23 protein-coding genes and 1 tRNA gene are annotated in these 18,620 nt (G+C 66.1%); 14 read left to right on the forward strand and 10 right to left on the reverse strand.

Annotation, left to right across the window (positions count from 1 at the left end; genetic code table 11):
* Positions 1–52: 52 nt before the first annotated feature.
* The 3 genes from rho to hemE all read right to left on the reverse strand — a co-directional run bounded on the left by rho (position 53) and on the right by hemE (position 2,952).
* Positions 53–1,309, reverse strand: coding sequence for a transcription termination factor Rho (gene rho / locus AC1RT8_RS15260; protein ID WP_372856418.1), 1,257 nt, complete (start codon positions 1,307–1,309; stop codon positions 53–55).
* A gap of 168 nt (positions 1,310–1,477) precedes the next feature.
* Positions 1,478–1,930 carry a CopD family protein gene (locus AC1RT8_RS15265; protein WP_493076500.1) on the reverse strand — a complete coding sequence of 151 codons (453 nt, stop codon included), beginning with the start codon at positions 1,928–1,930 and terminating at the stop codon, positions 1,478–1,480.
* Positions 1,927–2,952 (reverse strand): uroporphyrinogen decarboxylase, encoded by a 1,026-nt coding sequence (gene hemE, locus AC1RT8_RS15270; protein WP_493076501.1) that lies wholly within the window; start codon positions 2,950–2,952, stop codon positions 1,927–1,929. Before hemE ends, AC1RT8_RS15265 begins: the two co-directional genes overlap by 4 nt.
* A 342-nt stretch (positions 2,953–3,294) precedes the next feature.
* Between hemE and AC1RT8_RS15275 the strand changes: the two genes are divergently transcribed.
* The 11 genes from AC1RT8_RS15275 to AC1RT8_RS15325 all read left to right on the forward strand — a co-directional run bounded on the left by AC1RT8_RS15275 (position 3,295) and on the right by AC1RT8_RS15325 (position 10,208).
* The gene (locus AC1RT8_RS15275; RefSeq protein ID WP_493076502.1) at positions 3,295–4,104 is read left to right on the forward strand and encodes a pyruvate, water dikinase regulatory protein; all 810 of its coding nucleotides are present in this window, start codon (positions 3,295–3,297) and stop codon (positions 4,102–4,104) included.
* A complete protein-coding gene (locus AC1RT8_RS15280) occupies positions 4,101–4,697 on the forward strand; it encodes a Maf family protein (RefSeq protein WP_493076503.1) in 597 nt (198 codons plus the stop codon). The genes AC1RT8_RS15275 and AC1RT8_RS15280 overlap by 4 nt, the downstream gene beginning before the upstream one ends.
* Entirely contained in the window at positions 4,694–5,506 is an 813-nt protein-coding gene (locus tag AC1RT8_RS15285) for a shikimate dehydrogenase family protein (RefSeq protein ID WP_493076504.1), read from the forward strand. The genes AC1RT8_RS15280 and AC1RT8_RS15285 overlap by 4 nt, the downstream gene beginning before the upstream one ends.
* 4 nt (positions 5,507–5,510) lie before the next feature.
* Positions 5,511–6,116: a dephospho-CoA kinase gene (coaE, locus tag AC1RT8_RS15290; protein ID WP_493076505.1), complete on the forward strand. Its 606-nt coding sequence runs from the start codon at positions 5,511–5,513 to the stop codon at positions 6,114–6,116.
* A gap of 8 nt (positions 6,117–6,124) precedes the next feature.
* A complete protein-coding gene (gene dnaQ, locus AC1RT8_RS15295; RefSeq protein ID WP_493076506.1) occupies positions 6,125–6,817 on the forward strand; it encodes a DNA polymerase III subunit epsilon in 693 nt (230 codons plus the stop codon).
* A gap of 53 nt (positions 6,818–6,870) precedes the next feature.
* Positions 6,871–7,458, forward strand: coding sequence for a ribosome hibernation-promoting factor, HPF/YfiA family (gene hpf, locus AC1RT8_RS15300; RefSeq protein WP_493076507.1), 588 nt, complete (start codon positions 6,871–6,873; stop codon positions 7,456–7,458).
* A 71-nt stretch (positions 7,459–7,529) separates the two neighbouring features.
* Complete coding sequence (locus tag AC1RT8_RS15305; RefSeq protein WP_493076508.1) at positions 7,530–7,997, forward strand: PTS sugar transporter subunit IIA; 468 nt, start codon at positions 7,530–7,532, stop codon at positions 7,995–7,997.
* On the forward strand, positions 7,990–8,454 hold the full coding sequence (locus tag AC1RT8_RS15310; protein WP_493076535.1) for a PaaI family thioesterase: 465 nt from the start codon (positions 7,990–7,992) through the stop codon (positions 8,452–8,454). Before AC1RT8_RS15305 ends, AC1RT8_RS15310 begins: the two co-directional genes overlap by 8 nt.
* Before the next feature lie 10 nt (positions 8,455–8,464).
* Complete coding sequence (locus AC1RT8_RS15315; RefSeq protein WP_493076509.1) at positions 8,465–8,806, forward strand: DUF1491 family protein; 342 nt, start codon at positions 8,465–8,467, stop codon at positions 8,804–8,806.
* Positions 8,807–9,000: 194 nt separating this feature from the next.
* Entirely contained in the window at positions 9,001–9,639 is a 639-nt protein-coding gene (locus tag AC1RT8_RS15320; RefSeq protein WP_493076510.1) for a cell wall hydrolase, read from the forward strand.
* Positions 9,640–9,713: 74 nt separating this feature from the next.
* Positions 9,714–10,208, forward strand: coding sequence for an MmcB family DNA repair protein (locus AC1RT8_RS15325; protein WP_493076511.1), 495 nt, complete (start codon positions 9,714–9,716; stop codon positions 10,206–10,208).
* 7 nt (positions 10,209–10,215) lie between these two features.
* Here the strand turns inward: AC1RT8_RS15325 and AC1RT8_RS15330 are convergent, their stop codons facing one another.
* Positions 10,216–10,818, reverse strand: coding sequence for an ankyrin repeat domain-containing protein (locus AC1RT8_RS15330; protein ID WP_493076512.1), 603 nt, complete (start codon positions 10,816–10,818; stop codon positions 10,216–10,218).
* A gap of 84 nt (positions 10,819–10,902) precedes the next feature.
* On the opposite strand from AC1RT8_RS15330, the gene AC1RT8_RS15335 reads away from it, so the two are divergent.
* The 3 genes from AC1RT8_RS15335 to AC1RT8_RS15345 are packed head-to-tail and all read left to right on the forward strand — an operon-like array spanning position 10,903 to position 12,637.
* Positions 10,903–11,535 carry an SCO family protein gene (locus AC1RT8_RS15335; protein WP_493076513.1) on the forward strand — a complete coding sequence of 211 codons (633 nt, stop codon included), beginning with the start codon at positions 10,903–10,905 and terminating at the stop codon, positions 11,533–11,535.
* Entirely contained in the window at positions 11,532–11,966 is a 435-nt protein-coding gene (locus AC1RT8_RS15340; protein WP_301083702.1) for a YcgN family cysteine cluster protein, read from the forward strand. Before AC1RT8_RS15335 ends, AC1RT8_RS15340 begins: the two co-directional genes overlap by 4 nt.
* On the forward strand, positions 11,963–12,637 hold the full coding sequence (locus tag AC1RT8_RS15345) for a M48 family metallopeptidase (protein ID WP_493076514.1): 675 nt from the start codon (positions 11,963–11,965) through the stop codon (positions 12,635–12,637). The genes AC1RT8_RS15340 and AC1RT8_RS15345 overlap by 4 nt, the downstream gene beginning before the upstream one ends.
* Here AC1RT8_RS15345 and AC1RT8_RS15350 read toward each other — a convergent pair.
* The 6 genes from AC1RT8_RS15350 to AC1RT8_RS15375 form a co-directional block, all read right to left on the reverse strand.
* Positions 12,613–14,766 (reverse strand): transglycosylase domain-containing protein, encoded by a 2,154-nt coding sequence (locus AC1RT8_RS15350; RefSeq protein WP_493076515.1) that lies wholly within the window; start codon positions 14,764–14,766, stop codon positions 12,613–12,615. The two genes, AC1RT8_RS15345 and AC1RT8_RS15350, sit on opposite strands and share 25 nt — an antisense overlap.
* A gap of 98 nt (positions 14,767–14,864) precedes the next feature.
* Positions 14,865–15,287: a peptide-methionine (R)-S-oxide reductase MsrB gene (gene msrB / locus AC1RT8_RS15355; protein ID WP_493076516.1), complete on the reverse strand. Its 423-nt coding sequence runs from the start codon at positions 15,285–15,287 to the stop codon at positions 14,865–14,867.
* A gap of 5 nt (positions 15,288–15,292) precedes the next feature.
* A complete protein-coding gene (locus AC1RT8_RS15360; protein WP_493076517.1) occupies positions 15,293–16,423 on the reverse strand; it encodes an NAD(P)/FAD-dependent oxidoreductase in 1,131 nt (376 codons plus the stop codon).
* Complete coding sequence (locus AC1RT8_RS15365) at positions 16,402–17,088, reverse strand: methyltransferase domain-containing protein (RefSeq protein WP_493076518.1); 687 nt, start codon at positions 17,086–17,088, stop codon at positions 16,402–16,404. Before AC1RT8_RS15365 ends, AC1RT8_RS15360 begins: the two co-directional genes overlap by 22 nt.
* Positions 17,085–18,161, reverse strand: coding sequence for a type III polyketide synthase (locus AC1RT8_RS15370; RefSeq protein ID WP_493076519.1), 1,077 nt, complete (start codon positions 18,159–18,161; stop codon positions 17,085–17,087). The genes AC1RT8_RS15365 and AC1RT8_RS15370 overlap by 4 nt, the downstream gene beginning before the upstream one ends.
* Positions 18,162–18,349: 188 nt before the next feature.
* Positions 18,350–18,436, reverse strand: a tRNA-Leu gene (locus tag AC1RT8_RS15375).
* Positions 18,437–18,620 lie beyond the last annotated feature (184 nt).

Consider the following 18,620-nt stretch of genomic DNA (forward strand, 5'->3'; position numbering starts at 1 on the left):
CGTCGGCCGTGTTTGTGCGAGTCTTGCGGCAGCATGCCGCAAGCCGCATTGCTCACTGATTCATCGAGTCGAAGAAGTCCTCATTGGTCTTCGAATCCTTCATCTTGTCGAGCAGGAACTCCATCGCGTCGATGGTGCCCATCTGCATGAGGATCCGGCGCAACACCCACATCTTGGAGAGCTTGCTCTTGTCGACCAGCAGCTCTTCCTTGCGGGTGCCGGACTTGCCCACGTCGAGCGCCGGGAAGATGCGCTTGTCGGCGACCTTACGGTCGAGGACGATTTCCGAGTTGCCGGTGCCCTTGAACTCTTCGAAAATGACTTCGTCCATGCGGCTGCCCGTGTCGATCAGCGCGGTGGCGATGATCGAAAGCGAGCCGCCTTCCTCGATGTTGCGCGCCGCACCGAAAAAGCGCTTCGGGCGCTGCAGGGCGTTGGCATCGACACCGCCGGTCAGCACCTTGCCCGACGACGGGACGACGGTGTTGTAGGCGCGGCCGAGGCGGGTGATCGAGTCGAGCAGGATCACGACGTCCTTCTTGTGTTCGACCAGGCGTTTGGCCTTTTCGATCACCATTTCGGCGACCTGGACGTGGCGCGTCGCGGGCTCGTCAAAGGTGGAGGAAACGACCTCGCCCTTCACCGAGCGCTGCATGTCGGTCACTTCCTCGGGCCGCTCGTCGATCAGCAGCACGATCAGGAACACCTCGGGGTGATTGTCGGTGATGGCGCGCGCGATGTTCTGCAGCAGCACCGTCTTGCCGACGCGCGGCGGGGCGACGATCAGGGCGCGCTGGCCCTTGCCCTGCGGGCTGATGATGTCGATGACCCGCGCCGACTTGTCCTTGATCGTCGGATCCTGCGGATCGAGCGTCAGCTTCTCTTCGGGATAGAGCGGGGTGAGATTGTCGAAATTGACGCGGTGGCGGACAGCATCGGGATCATCGAAATTGACCGAGGTCAGGCGGGTCAGCGCGAAATAGCGTTCGCCGTCCTTGGGCCCGCGGATCTCGCCCTCGACCGTGTCGCCGGTGCGCAGGCCGAATTTGCGGACCTGGTTGGGCGACATGTAGATATCGTCCGGGCCGGCGAGATAGTTCGCCTCGGGGCTGCGCAGGAAGCCGAAGCCGTCGGGCAGCACCTCGATCGTGCCCAGCCCCATGATCTGCTCGCCATTTTCGGCCTGGACCTTGAGGATCGCGAACAACAGGTCCTGCTTGCGCAACGTGGATGCGCTCTCGACGCCGAGTTCCTCGGCCATCGCGACCAGTTCGGCCGGGCTTTTCTTTTTCAGGTCTTTCAGATGCATTTGGGGCGTCCGGGCATGGGATGATGCTGGGGGTTAGCGTCGGTCGGCGAAGGGGAAACGCGACGATGCTGGAGGAAGGTGCCGCGGCCCGGAACTCATGGCACCGGACGCTTCGACACCCCGCGACCTAGGTGCCGACCTCTCTCAAGTCAAGACGCGAACGCCGATTCAGAAGGGACGGACAATGACCAGCACGACGACCAGCGTGATGAGGATCGCCGGCACCTCGTTGATCAGGCGGAGCTGCTTGCCGGTCAGGGTCGGCCTGCCGGCGGCAAGTTTCTTCGCATAGCCGACCGCCCAGCCATGATAGCCGCTGAGGATCACCACCAGCAGCAGCTTCGCGTGGAGCCAGCCAAGGCCGCCGATACCGGCGAACAGACCGGCATTGACCGCCAGCATCACGCCGAGGATCCAGACCATGATCATCGAGGGCGTGAGGATCATGTTCCTGAGCTTGGTTTCGCGCTCGACCCATGTCTGCGCTTCTGCCGAACCCGGCTGCGCCTCCTGATGATAGACGAGGTAGCGCGGCAACGCGAACATACCCGCCATCCAGAAGATCACGAAGACGACATGCGCCGCCTTCACCCAGAGATAGGCGTTTCCCAGGAAGTTCATCGCGCTCTCCGCACATGCGCCAACAGGCGCTCGACATGGCCGATCGGGGTATCCTGCAGGATACCGTGACCCAGGTTGAAGATATGCGGCCGATCGACCAGCGCCTCAAGGATTCGTGTTGCCGCAGCGTCGAGTTGTTCGCCGCCGGCGATCAGGGCAAGCGGATCGAGATTACCCTGGACCGGCAGACCCTCGGGAAGGCTCTTGTGCGCCCAGACCGGATCGACCGTCTCGTCCAGCCCGATCGCATCGGCGCCCGTTTCGCGCGCATAGGCAGGCAGCTTGCCGCCGGCACCCTTGGGAAAACCGATCACCGGCGTGTCCGGGTGCAGCGCGTGGAGCGCGGCGACGATCTTCGCCGTCGGCGCGATCACCCAACGCTCGAACTGCGCGGGCGACAGGCTGCCCGACCAGCTATCGAAGAGCTGTACCGCCTCGACGCCCGCCCGAATCTGGCGGGACAGATAGGCGATCGTGCTGTCGGCGATCGCATCGATGATCTCGGCGAACGCCTGGGGGTCGGTATAGGCGAAACGGCGCGTCTCACCCTGGTCGCGGCTGCCATGGCCGGCGACCATATAGGTAGCGACCGTCCAGGGGCTTCCCGCAAAGCCGAGAAAGGTGGTTTCGGCCGGCAGTATCGCAGCGACCTTCGCCACCGTCGCATAGACCGGATCGAGCCGCTCAGGGGCCGCCTGGAGCCTCGCCAGCGCCAGATCGACCAAGGGTGGGGTCAGCTGAGGCCCCTCGCCCGCACCGAAGCTCAGCCCCTGTCCCAGCGCCCAGGGAACCATCAATATGTCCGAGAAGAGGATCGCGCCGTCGAAACCGAAGCGGCGGATCGGCTGGATCGTCACTTCGGCGGCGGCATCGGGATCGGTCGCCAGCGCGAGAAAGCCGCCCTTCTCCGCCCGGAGCGCGCGATATTCGGGAAGATAGCGTCCGGCCTGGCGCATCAGCCACATGGGAGGAACGTCCTGCCGAACGCCCTTGAGGGTCGCGAGCAGGCGCTTTTCGGTCACGGGAGTCGGGATCGCGAGCGTCCTTCTATCTGATAAGAAGAGAATCTAGAAAGGATGTAGTGGTCGTTGGCGCGTGGATGGCGGGGCTTATGCGTTCGTCCAGAGAATGCCAACAGCTTGACCGGCGCGGGCCCGCTGACTCCCGCAGAGTCGGTCGGATGATCCCCATTATCCACAGGCTGTGCATGCAACCACGGGGTGTGGGCGCGATTGTGGGAAACTCCGGATTTTTCCACGTTCGGCGATCGCTTTGCCTGCGCGAAAAGTTGCGCTAGCGATTTTCCGGATGTTCTCCACAGCTCCATCCCCAATCGGCGTTTTCGCCCGCGGCGCGCGGCCGTAGTGCGATTGCATCTCCACCTTTTGTCGGATTCAACCGGCGAGACGCTCGAGAATATCGCGAAAGCGGCGCTCGCCCAATATGATGATGTCGAGACGATCCGCCATTTCTGGCCGATGGTCCGCACCGAGGCGCATCTCGAGCGTATCCTTCAGGAGATCGCGCAGAATCCCGGGCTGGTGCTGTTCACTCTGGTCAACAGCGCGACGCGCCGCACGCTGGAGACGCGGTGCCGCGCGCTCGGCCTGCCGGCAGTCGCGCCGCTCGATCCGGTGACAGATGCGCTGTCCAGCCTGCTTGGTCAGCAGGCCAAGGCGCGGCCGGGGCGGCAGCATGTGCTCGACGCTGCCTATTTCGCCCGGGTCGATGCGATCCAGTTCACCATGGCGCATGACGACGGGATCAACTGGGAGGATTGGGAAGAGGCCGATATCGTGCTGGCGGGCGTGTCGCGCTCGTCCAAGACGCCGACCTCGATCTATCTCGCCAATCGCGGCTTCAAGACCGCCAATATCCCGATCGTGGTGGAAAGCCCGCCGCCGACAAGCCTGTTCTCGCTCAAGCATCCTTTGGTCGTCGGGCTGACCACCAGCGCCGACCGACTGATCCAGGTGCGGCGTAACCGGCTGTTGTCGCTCAACCAGGCGCCGGAGACATCCTATGTCGACCAGGAAACCGTCACGCGGGAGGTGGCCTATGCTAGGCGGATGTTTGCCGACAATGGCTGGCCGGTGATCGACGTCACAAGGCGATCGATCGAGGAGACCGCGGCGGCGATCGTACAATTGGTCAATGAGCGGGATTCGGCATGAGACTGGTATTGGCGTCGAAAAGCGCGTCGCGTCGCGCGATGCTGACGGCCGCGGGTGTGCCATATGAGGCGGTGTCGGCCAATGTCGACGAGGAATCGGCCAAGGTGGCGATGCGCGCCGAGGGGGTGGCACCGCGCGACCTGGCTGACCGACTGGCCGAGCTGAAGGCACTGCGCGTGTCGCACCGTGACCCCGAGGCTTTGGTTCTGGGGAGCGATTCCGTCGTCGCGCTCGAGGACGGATCGATGCTCGACAAGCCGGCCGATCGTGCCGAGGCAGCCAAGCATCTCCGCCGCATGTCGGGCAAGCGCCATGAGCTGATCAGCGCCGCGGTAATGGCCGTCGACGGCCGGCCAGTGTGGCGCGTGGTCGACCGCGCGAAGATGTTCGTGCGCACCCTCTCCGACAGCTTCATCGAGAGCTATCTCGACGTCGAATGGCCCGAGATTTCGGGGTGCGTCGGCTGCTACCGGATCGAGGGGCCGGGGGCGCAATTGTTCAGCCGGATCGAAGGGAGCCAGTTCACCGTGCTGGGTCTACCCTTGTTGCCGGTGCTCGATTATCTGCGGGTTAGAGGTGTTTTGACGTCATGACGGCTCGTTATGCCGAGGTGATCGGCGATCCGATCAAGCACAGCAAGTCGCCGCTGATCCACCGCTTCTGGATCGATGCTCTCGGCCTGGATGCGGATTACCGTGCGCATCACGTGACCCCCGACCGCCTCGCCGCCTATTTCGAGGAACGCCGCGCCGACCCGGACTGGCGGGGATGCAACATCACCCTGCCGCACAAGGAAGCAGCGCTCGGCCTGGTCGAGGATCGCGGCGGCGTGCGCGCGACGATCGGGGCGATCAACCTGGCGATGCGCACCGAGGACGGGGCGCTGATCGGCACCAACACCGATGCCGGCGGATTCTATGCGCCGATCTCCGATCTCGACCTTGCGGGTGCGCCGGTGGCCGTGATCGGGGCCGGCGGCGCAGCGCGGGCGATCCTGTTCGCGCTGTCGCGCATCGGGGTCGGCGAGGTGACGATCCTCAACCGCAACGTGCTGAAGGCGGCTGCCCTGCTGTCCACCTTCGGGCTGAAGGGCAGGGCGTTGCCGCTGAGCGCCCCGCTGCCGCCGGCGGCGCTGCTGGTCAACACCAGCTCGCTCGGCATGACGGGCCAGCCACCGCTCGAGCTCGACCTGTCGCCGCTGCCCGAGGATGCGGTGGTCTATGAGATCATCTATGCTCCGCTTGAAACCGGGCTGTTGAAGGCGGCGCGGGAACGGGAGCTGGACACGGTCGACGGTCTCGACATGCTGATCGGCCAGGGCGCACTGGCGTTCGAGTTGCTGTTCGGCGCCGAGCCGCCGCGCGACCGCGACGAGGAACTGCGCGAGCTGTTGATGTCATGACGTCATGCTGACACCCCGCATGACCCTGGGGCTCACCGGCTCGATCGGCATGGGCAAGTCGACCGTGGCCGCGATGTTCGAGGATCTCGGCGTGCCGGTGTTCGATTCGGATGCGGCGGTGCACCGGCTCCAGGGCGAAGGCGGACGGCTCGTCGCCGCGATCGAGGCGATGTTCCCTTATACGACCGGGCCGAAGGGGGTCGACCGGTCCCTGCTCGGCGAGGCGGTGCTGGCCGATCCGCGTTCCCTGAAACGGCTCGAGGCGTTGATTCACCCGGCAGTGGGCGAGGAACGCGCGGCTTTCCTCGCCGCACATGCCGATGCGCCGATCATCGTATTCGACGTGCCTTTGCTGTTCGAAACCGGCGGCGAGAAACGGGTCGACAAGGTGGTGGTCGTTTCCGCGCCGGCCGATGTCCAGCGTGCCCGGGTGTTGGCGCGGCCGGGCATGACCGAGACGAAGCTGGATGCGATTCTCGCACGGCAGATGCCCGATGTGGAGAAGCGCGCCCGGGCGGATTTTGTCATCCCGACCGGTGGTGGTCTCGACGAAACCCGCGCAGCGATCGAGTCATTGGTCTCTTGCCTCAGGGCTTCGCAATCCCGATAACATATGTAATGCGCGAGATCGTCTTCGACACCGAGACTACCGGCTTCAGCTTCGCCGATGGCGACCGAATGGTGGAGATCGGCTGTGTCGAGTTGGTCAACCGGGTCGAGACCGGGCGCACCTTCCACGCTTATTTCCACCCCGAGCGCACCATGCCCCCCGAAGCGCAGCGCGTGCACGGGCTGAGCGATGCTTTCCTGTCGGACAAGCCGTTGTTCGGGCATGGTGTGGACAGTCTGCTCGACTTCCTCGGCGACGCGCCCTTGGTCGCGCACAATGCCAGCTTCGACTTCGGCTTCCTCAACGGCGAACTCGTGCGGTGCGGGCGCAAGGCGATCAATCTCGACCGGATGGTCGACACGATCGTGCTCGCGCGCAGCCGCCATCCCGGCGCCAAGCATAGCCTCGATGCGCTGTGCAGCCGCTACGGCATCGATCGCAGCCACCGCGTCGTGCACGGCGCGCTGCTCGACGCGCAGCTCCTGTCCCAGGTCTATGTCGAGCTGACCGGTGGGCGCCAGATCGGACTGACCCTGGTCACCGAGACGATCGAGGTCCAGACCAGCTTTCAACCGGCTGCAGCACCTGCGGTGGTGCGCCCGGCGCGCCTTTTCGAGGCAAGCGCGGCGGAACTCGCACGTCATGCAGCGTTTATGGAGAAGATCAAGAATCCGCTTTGGGGGGTCGAGGCGTCCGATTGACGCAGGTACGGGGCGAGGCCTAGCTGTCTGGTCCCACTGACTGGAGAATGCTCATGGACATCCGGATTTCGGGCCATCAGGTCGCTACCGGCGACGCGCTGAAAAGCCATGTCGAGACTCGGCTCCAGGGTATCGCCGCCAAATATTTCTCCCGGGCGATTTCCGCCCATGTCACCTTCGGCAAGGGGCCGCACGACAATGGCTTCACCTGCGACATCGTCGCGCATGTGATGCAGGGCCTGGTGCTCAAGGGCAGCAACGACGGGATGGACGCGCATGGCGCGTTCGACGGCGTGGCCGACAAGATCGAGAAGCAGTTGCGCCGCTATATGCGCCGCCTCAAGGACCGAAATTCGGGCCAGGCCAATGGTGTCGTCAACGGCACCGACGCGGTCGACGACAATGCCGGCTATACCGTGTTCCGCGAGGCCAGTGACGAAGTGGCGGAGGATTTCCCGTTGATCGTGGCGGAGACCCGGGTGGACGTGCCCGACGCAACTGTTTCCGATGCGGTCATGATGCTCGACTTGCGCAACACCACCGCGCTGTTGTTCCGCAATGCCGGCTCGGGGGCGTATAATATGGTCTATCGCCGCGGTGATGGGACGATCGGCTGGGTCGAGCCGCACCGCGCGGCCTGACTCATGTGCTATCGCGCGGCGCCAAACGGCGCTATGGGCGCGCGCCGGGGTGGCGTGGCCCAAGGATGATGATGACCGATCTGAGTGACCTGCTGCTGCCCGAGACCGTTTTCGAACGGCTCGCGGTGGCCAACAAGAAAGCCTTGTTCCAGCAGCTCGGCGCGGCCGCGGCTGCGGCGTACGGACTCGAGTCCGCTGCCCTCGCCGAGGGCCTGGTCAAGCGCGAGAAGCTCGGCTCGACCGGGTTCGGCAGCGGCGTCGCGACGCCGCATGCGCGGGTCGCCGGCCTCAATCATGTTGTCGGCGTGTTCGCGCGCCTTGCCCAGCCGATCGACTTCCAGGCGGTCGACGATTTGCCGGTCGACATCGTCTTCATGCTGTTGTCGCCGGTCGATGCCGGCGCGCTGCACTTGAAGGCGCTGGCCAGGGTGTCGCGCCGGCTGCGCGAGCGCGGGTTCGTCGACAAGCTGCGCGGCGCCGGGTCGCGCGATGCGATCTACGCGTTGCTGACCGCCGACGAGGCACGTGACGCTGCCTGATTCCCCGGCCCGGGGCGAGGAGGCGCATTTCCGCGCGCTCGAATCGCTCTATGCCGCGGCACCAATCAACCGGCTGTTCGAATCGACGCTGGAGATCCCCAAGGCAGGCGTCGCGCGAATCCATTTCAGCATCGACGAGCGCCATTATCACGCCGGCGGGGCGGCGCACGGCACGAGCTATTTCAAGATGCTCGACGACGCCGCCTTTTATGCCGCCAACAGCCTGGTCACCGATCGTTTCCTGCTCACCACCGCGTTCAACCTGCTCTTCACCAAGCCGCTCAAGGTCGGACCGGTGGTGGCGGAGGGGCGCTGGGTGAGCGGCCAGCGGCGCGTGTTCGTCGCCGAGGCCCGGCTGATCGACAGCGAAGGCGAAGAGGCCGCGCGCGGCACTGGCACCTTCATGCGCAGCCGCATCGCACTGGCTGGTCTGCCCGGATATCGGGCGATTCCATGAGTGCCCGACCGTGAGCGAACGTCTGCCGAGCGGGCTGCTGGTCGGCGCGATGCTCAGGCGGGTGAACGATGCCGGCGGGATCGGCACGGTGCTCGCCAAAGGCGATGTCCAGGCCGGCGCGATCCTGGTCATCGCCCTGGAAAAAGGGGTTAATTCCGGCGTCTTCGAACGCGGGATCGGGCCCGATGGCTCGGTTCAGCTCGTCCGCGTCGGCCCGAAAGACATTGAGAATACTATCGAAATTACCGACTATTGGCGCCGGAGACGCAGTCGCGACCCCGATTTGTGGGTCGTCGAGCTGGATATCGTATCGGCAGAACGATTCGCCGCAGAAACGATGCTGTCGGGTTGACTTGGGTGCGCTGCACAACGAAAGCGCGCTCTCTATCACGCGCGTTGTGCCGTGCCGGGTGCGATCCGGCTAGGTTACGCAGTCGGGGGGACGTCCGGGCGATCGCTTTTTCTTGATCCGATCAGCTTCCGCACACCACCGCATTTTTCGAAGTTTTAATGACGTTTTTCACTCGCGCCGCAGCCATAGCGGCGATGTCTCTGACTATCACTGGCCTGATCGGCGCCAGCACTCCGGGCTTTGCTTTCGAACTCGACAAGTCCCTTAAACTCCCGATTGCCCTTCCAGTTCCCGTTGCCAGCCCCACGCCCGAAGCCGCCGCGACGCCGGCGCCCGCAGCGGAAGCTGTCGACACCGCCGCCAAGAGCGACACCGATCTTTCCATTGTCCCCGCCGTCGTCCCTGCCGTCCAGGCGGAAGAAGATTATGACAGCCTCGCCGAGGCCGTCGCCGCGCAGGACACCGATGCGCGCGACAGCGATCTGACCTGCATGGCGGGCGCGATCTATTTCGAAGCCAAGGGCGAGCCCCTGTCGGGCCAGCTCGCTGTCGGCGAGGTTATCCTCAACCGCACCAAGTCTGGCCGCTTCCCCAAGTCGATCTGCTCGGTCGTGACCCAGCCGGGCCAGTTCTCCTTCGTTCGCGGCGGTCGCGTACCGGTCATCGCCAACAGCCCCGCCTATCGCACCGCCGTAGCCGTCGCGCGTGTCGCGATGGCCGATGCCTGGGACAGCCCGGCTCAGAACGCGATGTACTTCCACGCTCGCCGGGTTTCGCCGGGTTGGCGCATGACGAAGATCGCAGCGATCGGGAATCATGTGTTCTATCGCTGAGGCGCTAGACAACTTCCATCATCTGGCGATGCGTGGATTTGACCCGCGTTCGTGAAATGTTCTAGATCGGGGGGATGCTGCAGCGTCCCCCCGAATCATGTATAGACGCCCCCGGCTCGCCGCTTTGCGCGGCGGACGTGGCGCGGGGCACGGTGCGCATGCTGCTTCGCCACGATCTGGTCGCCATGGCCGAGGTGCCGCTCGACGGTGGCCGGCGCGCCGACCTGATGGCGCTCGATTCACGCGGCACCATCATCATCGTCGAGATCAAGGTGTCGCGCGCCGACCTTCTCGGCGACGGCAAATGGACCGATTATCTGGCCTGTTGCGATCGTTTCTATTGGGCGATCCCCGCCGGTTTCGACGCGTCGCCGCTCGACGGCGAGGCGTTCCTGCCGGCCCGTACCGGGGTGATCATCGCCGATCGCTACGACGCGGCGATCGTGCGCGAGGCGCATACCGATCCATTGTCCAGCGCGACACGCAAGCGCAACACCCTCGCCTTCGCGCGGCGCGCCGGCAGGCGATTGACCGGGCTGATCGACCCCGAGGCCGGGGCGCTGCTTTAGAGGGGACTTAGAGTCTGGGTCCCGATACGGCACGGCGTGCCTTTTTGGGGGTTTCGGCCATCAACTTGGCCATCGCCGTCGATCGCGCGTCTTCCGTCGCATAGTCGCGCGCCGACTTGCCGGCGATGACGTCGGCCTGGTCCGGATCCGCCCCGGCGGCCAGCAGGGAACGCGCCATGCCGAGGTCGCGGCGCTGCACGGCGCGAATCAGCGGAGTCTCACCGCTCGAATTGGCGAGATTCACATTGGCTTTCTTGTCGAGCAGCACCTGCATCAGGTCGATCTCGCCAAGGCCGGCCGCTACCAGCAACGGCGTGTTGCCCTTGCCGTCCCGGATATTGGGGTCCGCGCCCTGTGCCAGCAGATAGCGCAGATAGGTCGCGTCGCTGCGTTTCACCACGATGTGCAGCGCACCCTCGCCGGTCGAATAGTCGCGCGTATTGAGCACCGTCGTGCCCGGGACCTGCAGCATTTTCTCGACGTCGGAACCCTTGGCGTCCTTCACCGCCTGGAGGAATTTATACCCTTCCGACTGGTTCTGCGCCTGGGCGGGAATGGCGGTGCCAAGCAGCGCGGCGGTGAGCACGAAGCCGAATGTACGAGCGATCATCTGGTGGACAGGCCCCTGTAATGCCGAGGACGCGGTCACGATGGCGGCCTCGGGTCGAACTTGCGCCGAGGCCCTTAACAGATCATGGCTGGCCACGCCATGAACGAGATAGCCCGCGTGCCCGCAATCGTCATCCGCCGAGCCCTTGCCGCCCTGCTGATGATAGCCCCTCTCACTGCCTGTTCCGGTCCGGGCGTGCCTGCCAAGCCGCCGCTCGAAGGCGCACGGATCGGCGGCCCTTTCACCCTGACCAATCAGGACGGCAAGCAGGTAAGCGACCGCGATTTCGCGGGCAAATATCGTATCGTCTATTTCGGCTACACCTTCTGCCCGGACGTCTGCCCGGTCGATGCGCGCAATATCGGCCTTGGCCTGCGTGCGGTGGAGGCAAGCGATCCGGCGATAGGTGCGAAGATCGTGCCGCTCTTCATCACGGTCGATCCGGCGCGCGACACGCCCGAGGTGCTGAAGAGCTTCGTCGTCAATTTCCACCCGCGTATGGTCGGGTTGACCGGCAGCGCGGCGGCGATCGACGCGACGGCGAAGGAATATGCGGTGTATTACAAGAAGGGCGAGATGAGCCCCGGCGGCGGCTATATGGTGGATCACAGCCGGGTCGCCTATCTGATGGATCCGCAGGGCAAGCCGTTGGCCCTGTTGCCGCAGGATCAATCGCCCGAGGCGATTGCGACCGAGATCAGACGCTGGGTGAAATGAGCGACCGCTTCTGGGAGACGACTCCGATCGACGCGCTTGACCGCGGCCAATGGGAGGCGCTGTGCGACGGCTGCGGCAAATGCTGCGTCCACAAGCTGGAGGACGAGGACACCGGCGAGCTGATGGCGACCAACGTCTCCTGCCGCCTGCTCGATCGCAAGACGGCGCAATGTTCCGATTACCGCCACCGCCACGCCTATGTCAGCGAATGCGTGCGTCTCAGCCGCGACAATGTCCGCGAGATCGACTGGCTGCCCTCGACCTGCGCCTATCGCCTGCGTGCCGCCGACGAACCGCTGCCGCGCTGGCATTATCTGGTTTGCGGCGATCGTGACGCCGTCCACCGCGCCGGGGAATCGGTGCGTGGCTGGACCATCTCCGAGGACGATGCCGGCGACCTGGAATATCATCTGGTCGATCGCCGACTGTGAGCGCACCGGTGGAAGTTGTCCGTAACGCCCGTTCCCGCCGCGCCAAGCTGTCGGTCGATCCAGCGAGCGGGCGGGTCCGGCTCACCTTGCCGCTTCGCGCTCCGGTCAAGCCAGCCTTGCTCTGGGCCGAGGGACAGCGGGCCTGGATCGATGCGCAGCGCGCGCGCCTGCCCCGGCCGCGCCCGCTGGTGCCGGGCGGTGTCGTACCGTTCGGCGACGACCTTCTGACGATCGAATGGCTTGAGGGCGCATCGCGGCGGATCGAGCGCGACGGTGCTATCCTGCGGTGCGGCGGTCCGCGCGACGGGCTGTCACGGCGGATCGAAACATGGCTGAAACGGGAAGCGCTGCGCGTGCTGAGCGTCGAGACCGCCGAATTCGCCGTGCGCGCCGGGGTCGGTGTCACCAGGGTCGCGATCGGCGATCCGCGCGGGCGTTGGGGGAGCTGCGCGTCGAGCGGCGCGATCCGCTATAGCTGGCGGCTGATCCTCGCGCCGGACTTTGTGCGGCGGGCGACCGTCGCGCATGAGGTCGCGCACCGGGTTCATATGAATCACGGACCCGATTTCCAGGCGCTGGTCGAAAAGCTGGACGAGAGCGACCCGGCAAAATCGCGGGCATGGCTGCGCGCCAATGGCGCGGCGCTTCACTGGGTCGGGCGCGAATCCTGAGGGCGCTCGGCCGGTCGGTCTGACGGCGGTACGGGTGCGCGTTCGCGCTGCGGCGGCGGTCGGTTCGGCGGCGGTGTGCGGCCGAGCACCTGATCCATCCATTCCTGGTCCAGCCGCTCGGGGGGCTGGGTCCGGATAGCGCGCTCCTGCTGATCCGGCGGCAGCGGGTTGCCGTCGGGATCGACCAAGGGTGCACCCGGATCGGACGGCTGCGCTGCGCCGGGCTCGACCGGATTGCCATCCTCGTCGACGAACAAGCCATTGTCGGGCTCGCCGAAATAGGATTCCTGATCAGGCTCGAGCTGCCATTCGGGCAGGGTCACCTGAGTCTCGAACGCCTCCACCGGGCGATTGGCGACAGCGGGTTTCATGAAGGCGGCAAAGGCGCGGGCCGGGGCGGTGCCGCCCTGCAGCCCGGGCACTGCCTTGGCATCGTCGCGGCCCATCCACACGCCGGTGGTCAGGCCGCTGGAGAAGCCGAGGAACCAGCCGTCCTTGTTCGAGGTGGTCGTGCCGGTCTTGCCGGCGACCGGCCGGCCGATCTGCGCTGCCTTGCCGGTGCCGGTGTTGACCGCGGTCTGCAGCAGGTCGGTCATCTGCGCCGCGACATAGGGCGCCACCAGCACATGGCTGCGATCGACCTGCTGGGCATAGATGGTCTCGCCGTTCGCGGTCACCTTGGTGATGCCGTAGGGCGTCACCGCGACGCCCTTGTTGGCGACGCTGGCAAAGGCACGGGTCATGTCGAGCAGCCGCACATCGGAAGTGCCGAGCACCATTGCCGGATGGGTATCGACCTTGGTGGTGATGCCGAAGCGGCGCGCCATGTCGGCGATCGTGCCGAAGCCGACCTCCTGGCCCAGCTTGGCCGCGATGGTGTTGACCGAATAGGCGAAGGCGGTGCGCAGGGTCATTGCGCCGCGATTGGCGCCCGAGCTGTTGCGCGGGCTCCAGCCGTTGATCGAGATCGGCTCATCGACCAGCGAGTCCTCGGGCTTGTGCCCCGCCTCGAGCGCCGCGAGATAGACGAACAGCTTGAACGCCGACCCCGGCTGGCGGACTGCCTGGGTCGCGCGATTGTAGATCGACGAGACATAGTCCTTGCCGCCGACCATCGCGCGCACCGCGCCGTCCCGGTCGATCGCGACCAGCGCGCCCTGCGCGTTCTTCGGCGCATTGGCGCGGATCGCAGCGTCGGCATCGCGCTGCATGTTGAGGTCGAGCGTGGTCCATACCTCGAGCGGCCGGCTGGTCTCGTCGATCAGCAGCTCAAGCTGAGGCAGCGCCCAGTCCGTGAAATAGCGTACGCTGTTCTGCTTGGGCTCGGGCGCCAGCGCGACGCTCTTGGGATCGGCGGTCGCGGCTTCGGCAGCCGTGATTTTGCCCGTCTCCTGCATCAGTTCGATCACCACGCCGGCGCGGCCGACGGCAGCCTCGGCATCGGCGGTCGGCGAATAGCGCGACGGCGCCTTGACCAGGCCGGCGATCACCGCAGCCTCGGACAGAGTCAGCTTGTCCGCACCGTGCCCGAAGAATTTCCGCGCGGCCGCGTCGATGCCATAGGCGCCGCCGCCGAAATAGACCTTGTTGAGATAGAGTTCGAGGATCTGGTCCTTGCTGAACTTACGCTCCATCGCCAGCGCGAGCAGCGCCTCGCGCGACTTGCGGCCGACATCGTACTTGTTCGACAGGAAGATCGTCCGCGCCACCTGTTGCGTGATGGTGGAGGCGCCCTGGAAACGCCGGTCGGTGCCGCGATTGACGAAAGCGAGCTTCACCGCGCGCATCACGCCGATCGGGTCGATGCCGAGATGCGAGCGGAAGCGGCGATCCTCCACCGCGACCATCGCGTCGCGCATGACGGGCGGGATCTTGTCGTAGGACAGCCATTCGCCATAGCTCGGCCCCATCGACACGATCACCGTGCCGTCGGCGGCGTGCACGCGGATCATCTGGCCGTTGGGCGAGGATTTCAGCTCCTCGAAGCTCGGCAGCTGCGCGCGCTGGACATAGACGGCCACGACCAGGCCGATCAGGCCAAGGACAAGGAGCACGCCCGAGATGCGCAGTGCCAGCATCAGCCGGCGACGCCAGATCGGGGGCAGGAATGATCGGGAACGGCTGGCCATGGGGCTTGGTGGGGATAGGCTCTATTGGTTACGCAAACAAGCGGCCTGCCTGTGAGCATGTGGTGCAGACGCGATGAAGCGCCGGTGAACCGATAGGATCAGGCGGCGGCCTCGCCGACGCTTTCCGGTGCGCGCGCGCGGAAATCCAGGCTGAGCGAGTTCATGCAATAGCGTAGCCCGGTCGGTGGCGGGCCATCGGGAAAGACATGGCCGAGATGCCCGTCGCAGCGCGCGCAGCGCGCCTCGGTGCGGGTCATGCCGTGGCTGACGTCGCTGTGTTCGGTAACTCGTTCGGGCGCGATCGGCCGGGCGAAGCTGGGCCAGCCCGAGCCCGAATCATATTTGTCGGCGCTGTCGAACAGCGGCGTGGCGCAGCCGGCACAGCGATAGAGGCCGTCGGCCTTGTTGTTGGTGTAGCGGCCGGAAAAGGCGGGTTCGGTGCCGGCTTCGCGCAAGACATGATATTGTTCCGGGCTGAGCCGCTTGCGCCACTCGCCTTCGGAAAGAGTGAACTGGTCCATGGGGGTCAGCTTTCCTGCGCGATGGCGTCATGGTCAAGGTGCGAATGGTTGATCCGGGTCAGCCGCGCGACAACATCGATCAACAGCGGCAGGTTCCGGGCAACTGGCACCAGAGCGGCGGCAATGGCCGGGCGCTCGGCAGCGCCGCGAATCAGCCCGGCGATGCCGATCGGCCGCGCCAGGTCGCCGGCGAGCCGGCGCTGGAAGGGGATCGCGGCCATGGCCCCGCCTTCCCCATAGGCGCGCGCGGCGCGAATGCCGCTGGCGATGGCGATGCCCATGCCTTCGCCGGCGAGCGAGGGAATCACGCCGGCCTGGTCGCCGAGCCGGAACAGCCCCGCCGTGCCCTCTCGGATGCGCCAACCATAAGGGACATTGGCGACGGCATCGATCGCCTCGCCGCCGCGGCGCCAGGCGAGCCGCTCGGCCAGCCGAGGGGATTCGGCCGCGAGCGAGTCGAGCAGCCGATCGGCGTCGCCCGATTCGGCGAGGCGAGAACGATGGACCGCCATGCAGCAATTGGCGCTGCCGTCTTCCTGCAGGACTACCCCCATATAGCCGCGGTCGAACAGATGGAGCTCGATCATGTTGCCGATCAGCCGGTCGAGTGCCGGTGCGGGGGCGAGTCGGATGCGCAGGCCCAGGGTCGGATCGGCGCCGCGCGCCTCCGCCGGACGCGCAAGGCCGCGGATGTCGTGCTTGCCGCTTGCCAGGAACAGCGCGTCGGTCTCGATTGCGCCACCATGCTGGAGCCGGGCGGTGATTCCCTCGATCGCCTTCACCGTGACGCCGCGTTCGATCGCCGCGCCGGTGCGCGCTGCCCGGTCGAGCAGCAGCGAATCGAGATGGCGCCGCGACACGCCGATCGCCGGGCGCGGTAAGGGCGCCTCGGCCATCCCCTTGCCGGCGAACAGCCGGACATGGGTGATGCGCGCCGGTCCCAGGGCTTCAGGCTCGATGCCGAGGCCTTGCAGCGAGTCGAGCGTACGCCAGCTGAGGAAACCGCCGCACAGCGCATCGCCGGTGTCGCGGCCGCGTTCGACCAGCAGATGCGGGATGCCGGCGCGGGCGAGCAGGATCGCCGCGCTCGCGCCCGCCGGCCCGCCGCCGACGATCAGCGCAGGCGTTCGACGCACAGTCTGAAGGGAAAGGCCCGGTAGATGCGGGCTTCGACTCCTGCTTCGGCGAGGATCGGTGGCCATTCCGCCGGCCGGTAGGACCGGGCGATCGACAGGGTGCCGTCGAGTCGCACGATGCGGTGCCAGCCCGCGATCCGGGCGAGGATCGGGAAGCCCCAATGGGCAAAACCATGGCGGTGGAGATCGTTGACCAGCCAGCCGCGCCGCGACTCGGTATCCATGAAGCGCAGAAAGGCGAAGAGTTGCGCATGAGTCATGTGATGCGCGACCAGGCTGGAGACGACGAAGTCCCAATTGCCGCCCGCGAAGTCGGCATAGTCGCCGGTGACATAGCGAATGCCCAGACCGGACGGCGTATGCGCGGTTGCGGCAAGCTCGCTGCGCGGGTTGAGGTCGACTCCGACCAGGTCGGCGGCGAGCCCACGCTTCTTCGCCCAGCGCGCGATCCGGCGCAGCATGTCGCCGTCACCGAACCCGACATCGAGCAGGCGGAAAGACGTCATGCCCCGCGTCGCCCGATTCAGGAAATCGAGCGTCGGGCGTCCCGCCATCGTCACGACATTGACGGTGGCGAGATCGCCGACGACCTCGGCATAGGTTGCCGCGTCGAGATCGTCGGCATCCATCAGCTCCTCGGCGATGGCGCGGGTCGCGAGGCTCATCTGACGCTCCGGAAACCAAAGCCTTCGGCGGCGAGGCCGGGGCCGAAGGCGAGCGCGACGCCCTCCTTCACCGGCGGCCCGACGAGCAGCCGTGCCAGCACGAACATCAGGGTCGCCGAGGACATGTTGCCATTGTCGGCCAGCACGCCGCGCGAGACGGCCAGCGCTTCCGGCGCCAGGCCGAGGCCGTGCTCGACCGCATCGAGGATCGAGCGCCCGCCGGCATGTACCGCCCAGCCGTCGATCTCGTCCGGCGTGCGCCCGCCGGTCGCGGCCGAGGCGAAATAGGGATCGGCCAGGCCGGCGGCGATCCGGCCCGGTACCTCGCCCGACAAATGCATCGCGAAGCCGCTGTCGGTCACGTCCCAGCGGATCAGCTCCTGCGAATCGGGCAGGGTGGTGGCGAAGGGCCGGCCGATCTCAAAGCCCCCTGGTTCAGCGGTGACCATCGCCGCGGCGGCGCCGTCGCCGAATTGAAGCATCGCCAGCAGCGGCTCGATCTCGCTTTCCGCCTGGAGATGGAGCGTCGACAGCTCGACGCACAGCACGAGGACCCGGGCCTCGGGCTCGGAGCGGACGATATGACGCGCCGTCCGGAGCGCCGCTACGGCGGCATAGCAGCCCATGAACCCGATCAGCAGCCGCTCGATCGAGGGGTGAAGGCCGATCTGCCGCGCGATGATCTGGTCGACGCCGGGGGCGACGAAGCCGGTACAGCTCGCGACGACGAAATGGGTGATGCCGGTGATCGGCACCTGCGCGGCAAGCGCCTTGATCGCGGCGATGCCCAGCTTCGGCGCTTCCTTGGCATAGAGCCGCATGCGCTCGGCCGTGCCCGGCAAGTGCGGCTTGGCGTAAAAGCCCTCGGCCGACACCGGCGATCCCCCGTCATTGGTGCGCCTCAGCACCGACCAGCGATGCTCGATGCCCGATCGCGCCGCCATGCGCGCGAACAGCTTCGCGGCGCGCTCATCCTCGATCCGGCCTTGCGCCCAGGCGATGAAGGCGTGGTGGATGTCGTGATCGGGAACGGCGGTGCCGATCGCATTCAGATAGGCGGCGGCTTCGGGCAAGGCGTGCTTTCGGCGAGCGCGAAGGGTTCGCGCGTTCAGTTGCAGAACGCCACTGTAGCGTGGACGATCCGTTGGTAGCAAAGCTTTGCGCGAAGGTTCTATCGACGGCTCGTTGAGCCACACGTACGAGAGGACGGGCGCTGCCCGTCCGGTCCTCGGCGATCAGGGTATCATCCCTGGAAAGAAAGTGGTGCGGCCGAGAAGACTCGAACTTCCACGGGCTTTCGCCCACAACGACCTCAACGTTGCGCGTCTACCAGTTCCGCCACGGCCGCACGTGAAACACCGCCGGACAAACCCCGGCAGCTGGTAGGCGAGCGCCCCTAGCAAGGCATTGCGGCATTGGCAACCGCTCTATCCGCGTCGGCCGTCCATCGCTAGCTGTGGAGCCTCAACAGGTTGTTCTCGGTTAGGCCGAGGCGGCTGATGGGTGTGTGGTGTTTTAGACTGCGATGTGGT

This window comes from Sphingomonas sp. GW821-FHT10F11, from assembly GCF_058809095.1.

What these genes read in the sequence shown, in the direction of transcription:
- AC1RT8_RS15365 (WP_493076518.1), bottom strand. Translation starts at nt 17,088, where the DNA reads ATGAGCCTCGCGACCCGCGCCATCGCCGAGGAGCTGATGGATGCCGAC.
- AC1RT8_RS15350 (WP_493076515.1), bottom strand. Translation starts at nt 14,766, where the DNA reads ATGGCCAGCCGTTCCCGATCATTCCTGCCCCCGATCTGGCGTCGCCGG.
- hpf (WP_493076507.1), top strand. Translation starts at nt 6,871, where the DNA reads ATGGACATCCGGATTTCGGGCCATCAGGTCGCTACCGGCGACGCGCTG.
- msrB (WP_493076516.1), bottom strand. Translation starts at nt 15,287, where the DNA reads ATGGACCAGTTCACTCTTTCCGAAGGCGAGTGGCGCAAGCGGCTCAGC.
- AC1RT8_RS15285 (WP_493076504.1), top strand. Translation starts at nt 4,694, where the DNA reads ATGACGGCTCGTTATGCCGAGGTGATCGGCGATCCGATCAAGCACAGC.
- AC1RT8_RS15325 (WP_493076511.1), top strand. Translation starts at nt 9,714, where the DNA reads ATGCTGCAGCGTCCCCCCGAATCATGTATAGACGCCCCCGGCTCGCCG.
- dnaQ (WP_493076506.1), top strand. Translation starts at nt 6,125, where the DNA reads ATGCGCGAGATCGTCTTCGACACCGAGACTACCGGCTTCAGCTTCGCC.
- AC1RT8_RS15280 (WP_493076503.1), top strand. Translation starts at nt 4,101, where the DNA reads ATGAGACTGGTATTGGCGTCGAAAAGCGCGTCGCGTCGCGCGATGCTG.
- AC1RT8_RS15305 (WP_493076508.1), top strand. Translation starts at nt 7,530, where the DNA reads ATGACCGATCTGAGTGACCTGCTGCTGCCCGAGACCGTTTTCGAACGG.
- AC1RT8_RS15340 (WP_301083702.1), top strand. Translation starts at nt 11,532, where the DNA reads ATGAGCGACCGCTTCTGGGAGACGACTCCGATCGACGCGCTTGACCGC.
- rho (WP_372856418.1), bottom strand. Translation starts at nt 1,309, where the DNA reads ATGCATCTGAAAGACCTGAAAAAGAAAAGCCCGGCCGAACTGGTCGCG.
- coaE (WP_493076505.1), top strand. Translation starts at nt 5,511, where the DNA reads ATGCTGACACCCCGCATGACCCTGGGGCTCACCGGCTCGATCGGCATG.
- AC1RT8_RS15335 (WP_493076513.1), top strand. Translation starts at nt 10,903, where the DNA reads ATGGCTGGCCACGCCATGAACGAGATAGCCCGCGTGCCCGCAATCGTC.
- AC1RT8_RS15320 (WP_493076510.1), top strand. Translation starts at nt 9,001, where the DNA reads ATGTCTCTGACTATCACTGGCCTGATCGGCGCCAGCACTCCGGGCTTT.
- AC1RT8_RS15330 (WP_493076512.1), bottom strand. Translation starts at nt 10,818, where the DNA reads ATGATCGCTCGTACATTCGGCTTCGTGCTCACCGCCGCGCTGCTTGGC.
- AC1RT8_RS15265 (WP_493076500.1), bottom strand. Translation starts at nt 1,930, where the DNA reads ATGAACTTCCTGGGAAACGCCTATCTCTGGGTGAAGGCGGCGCATGTC.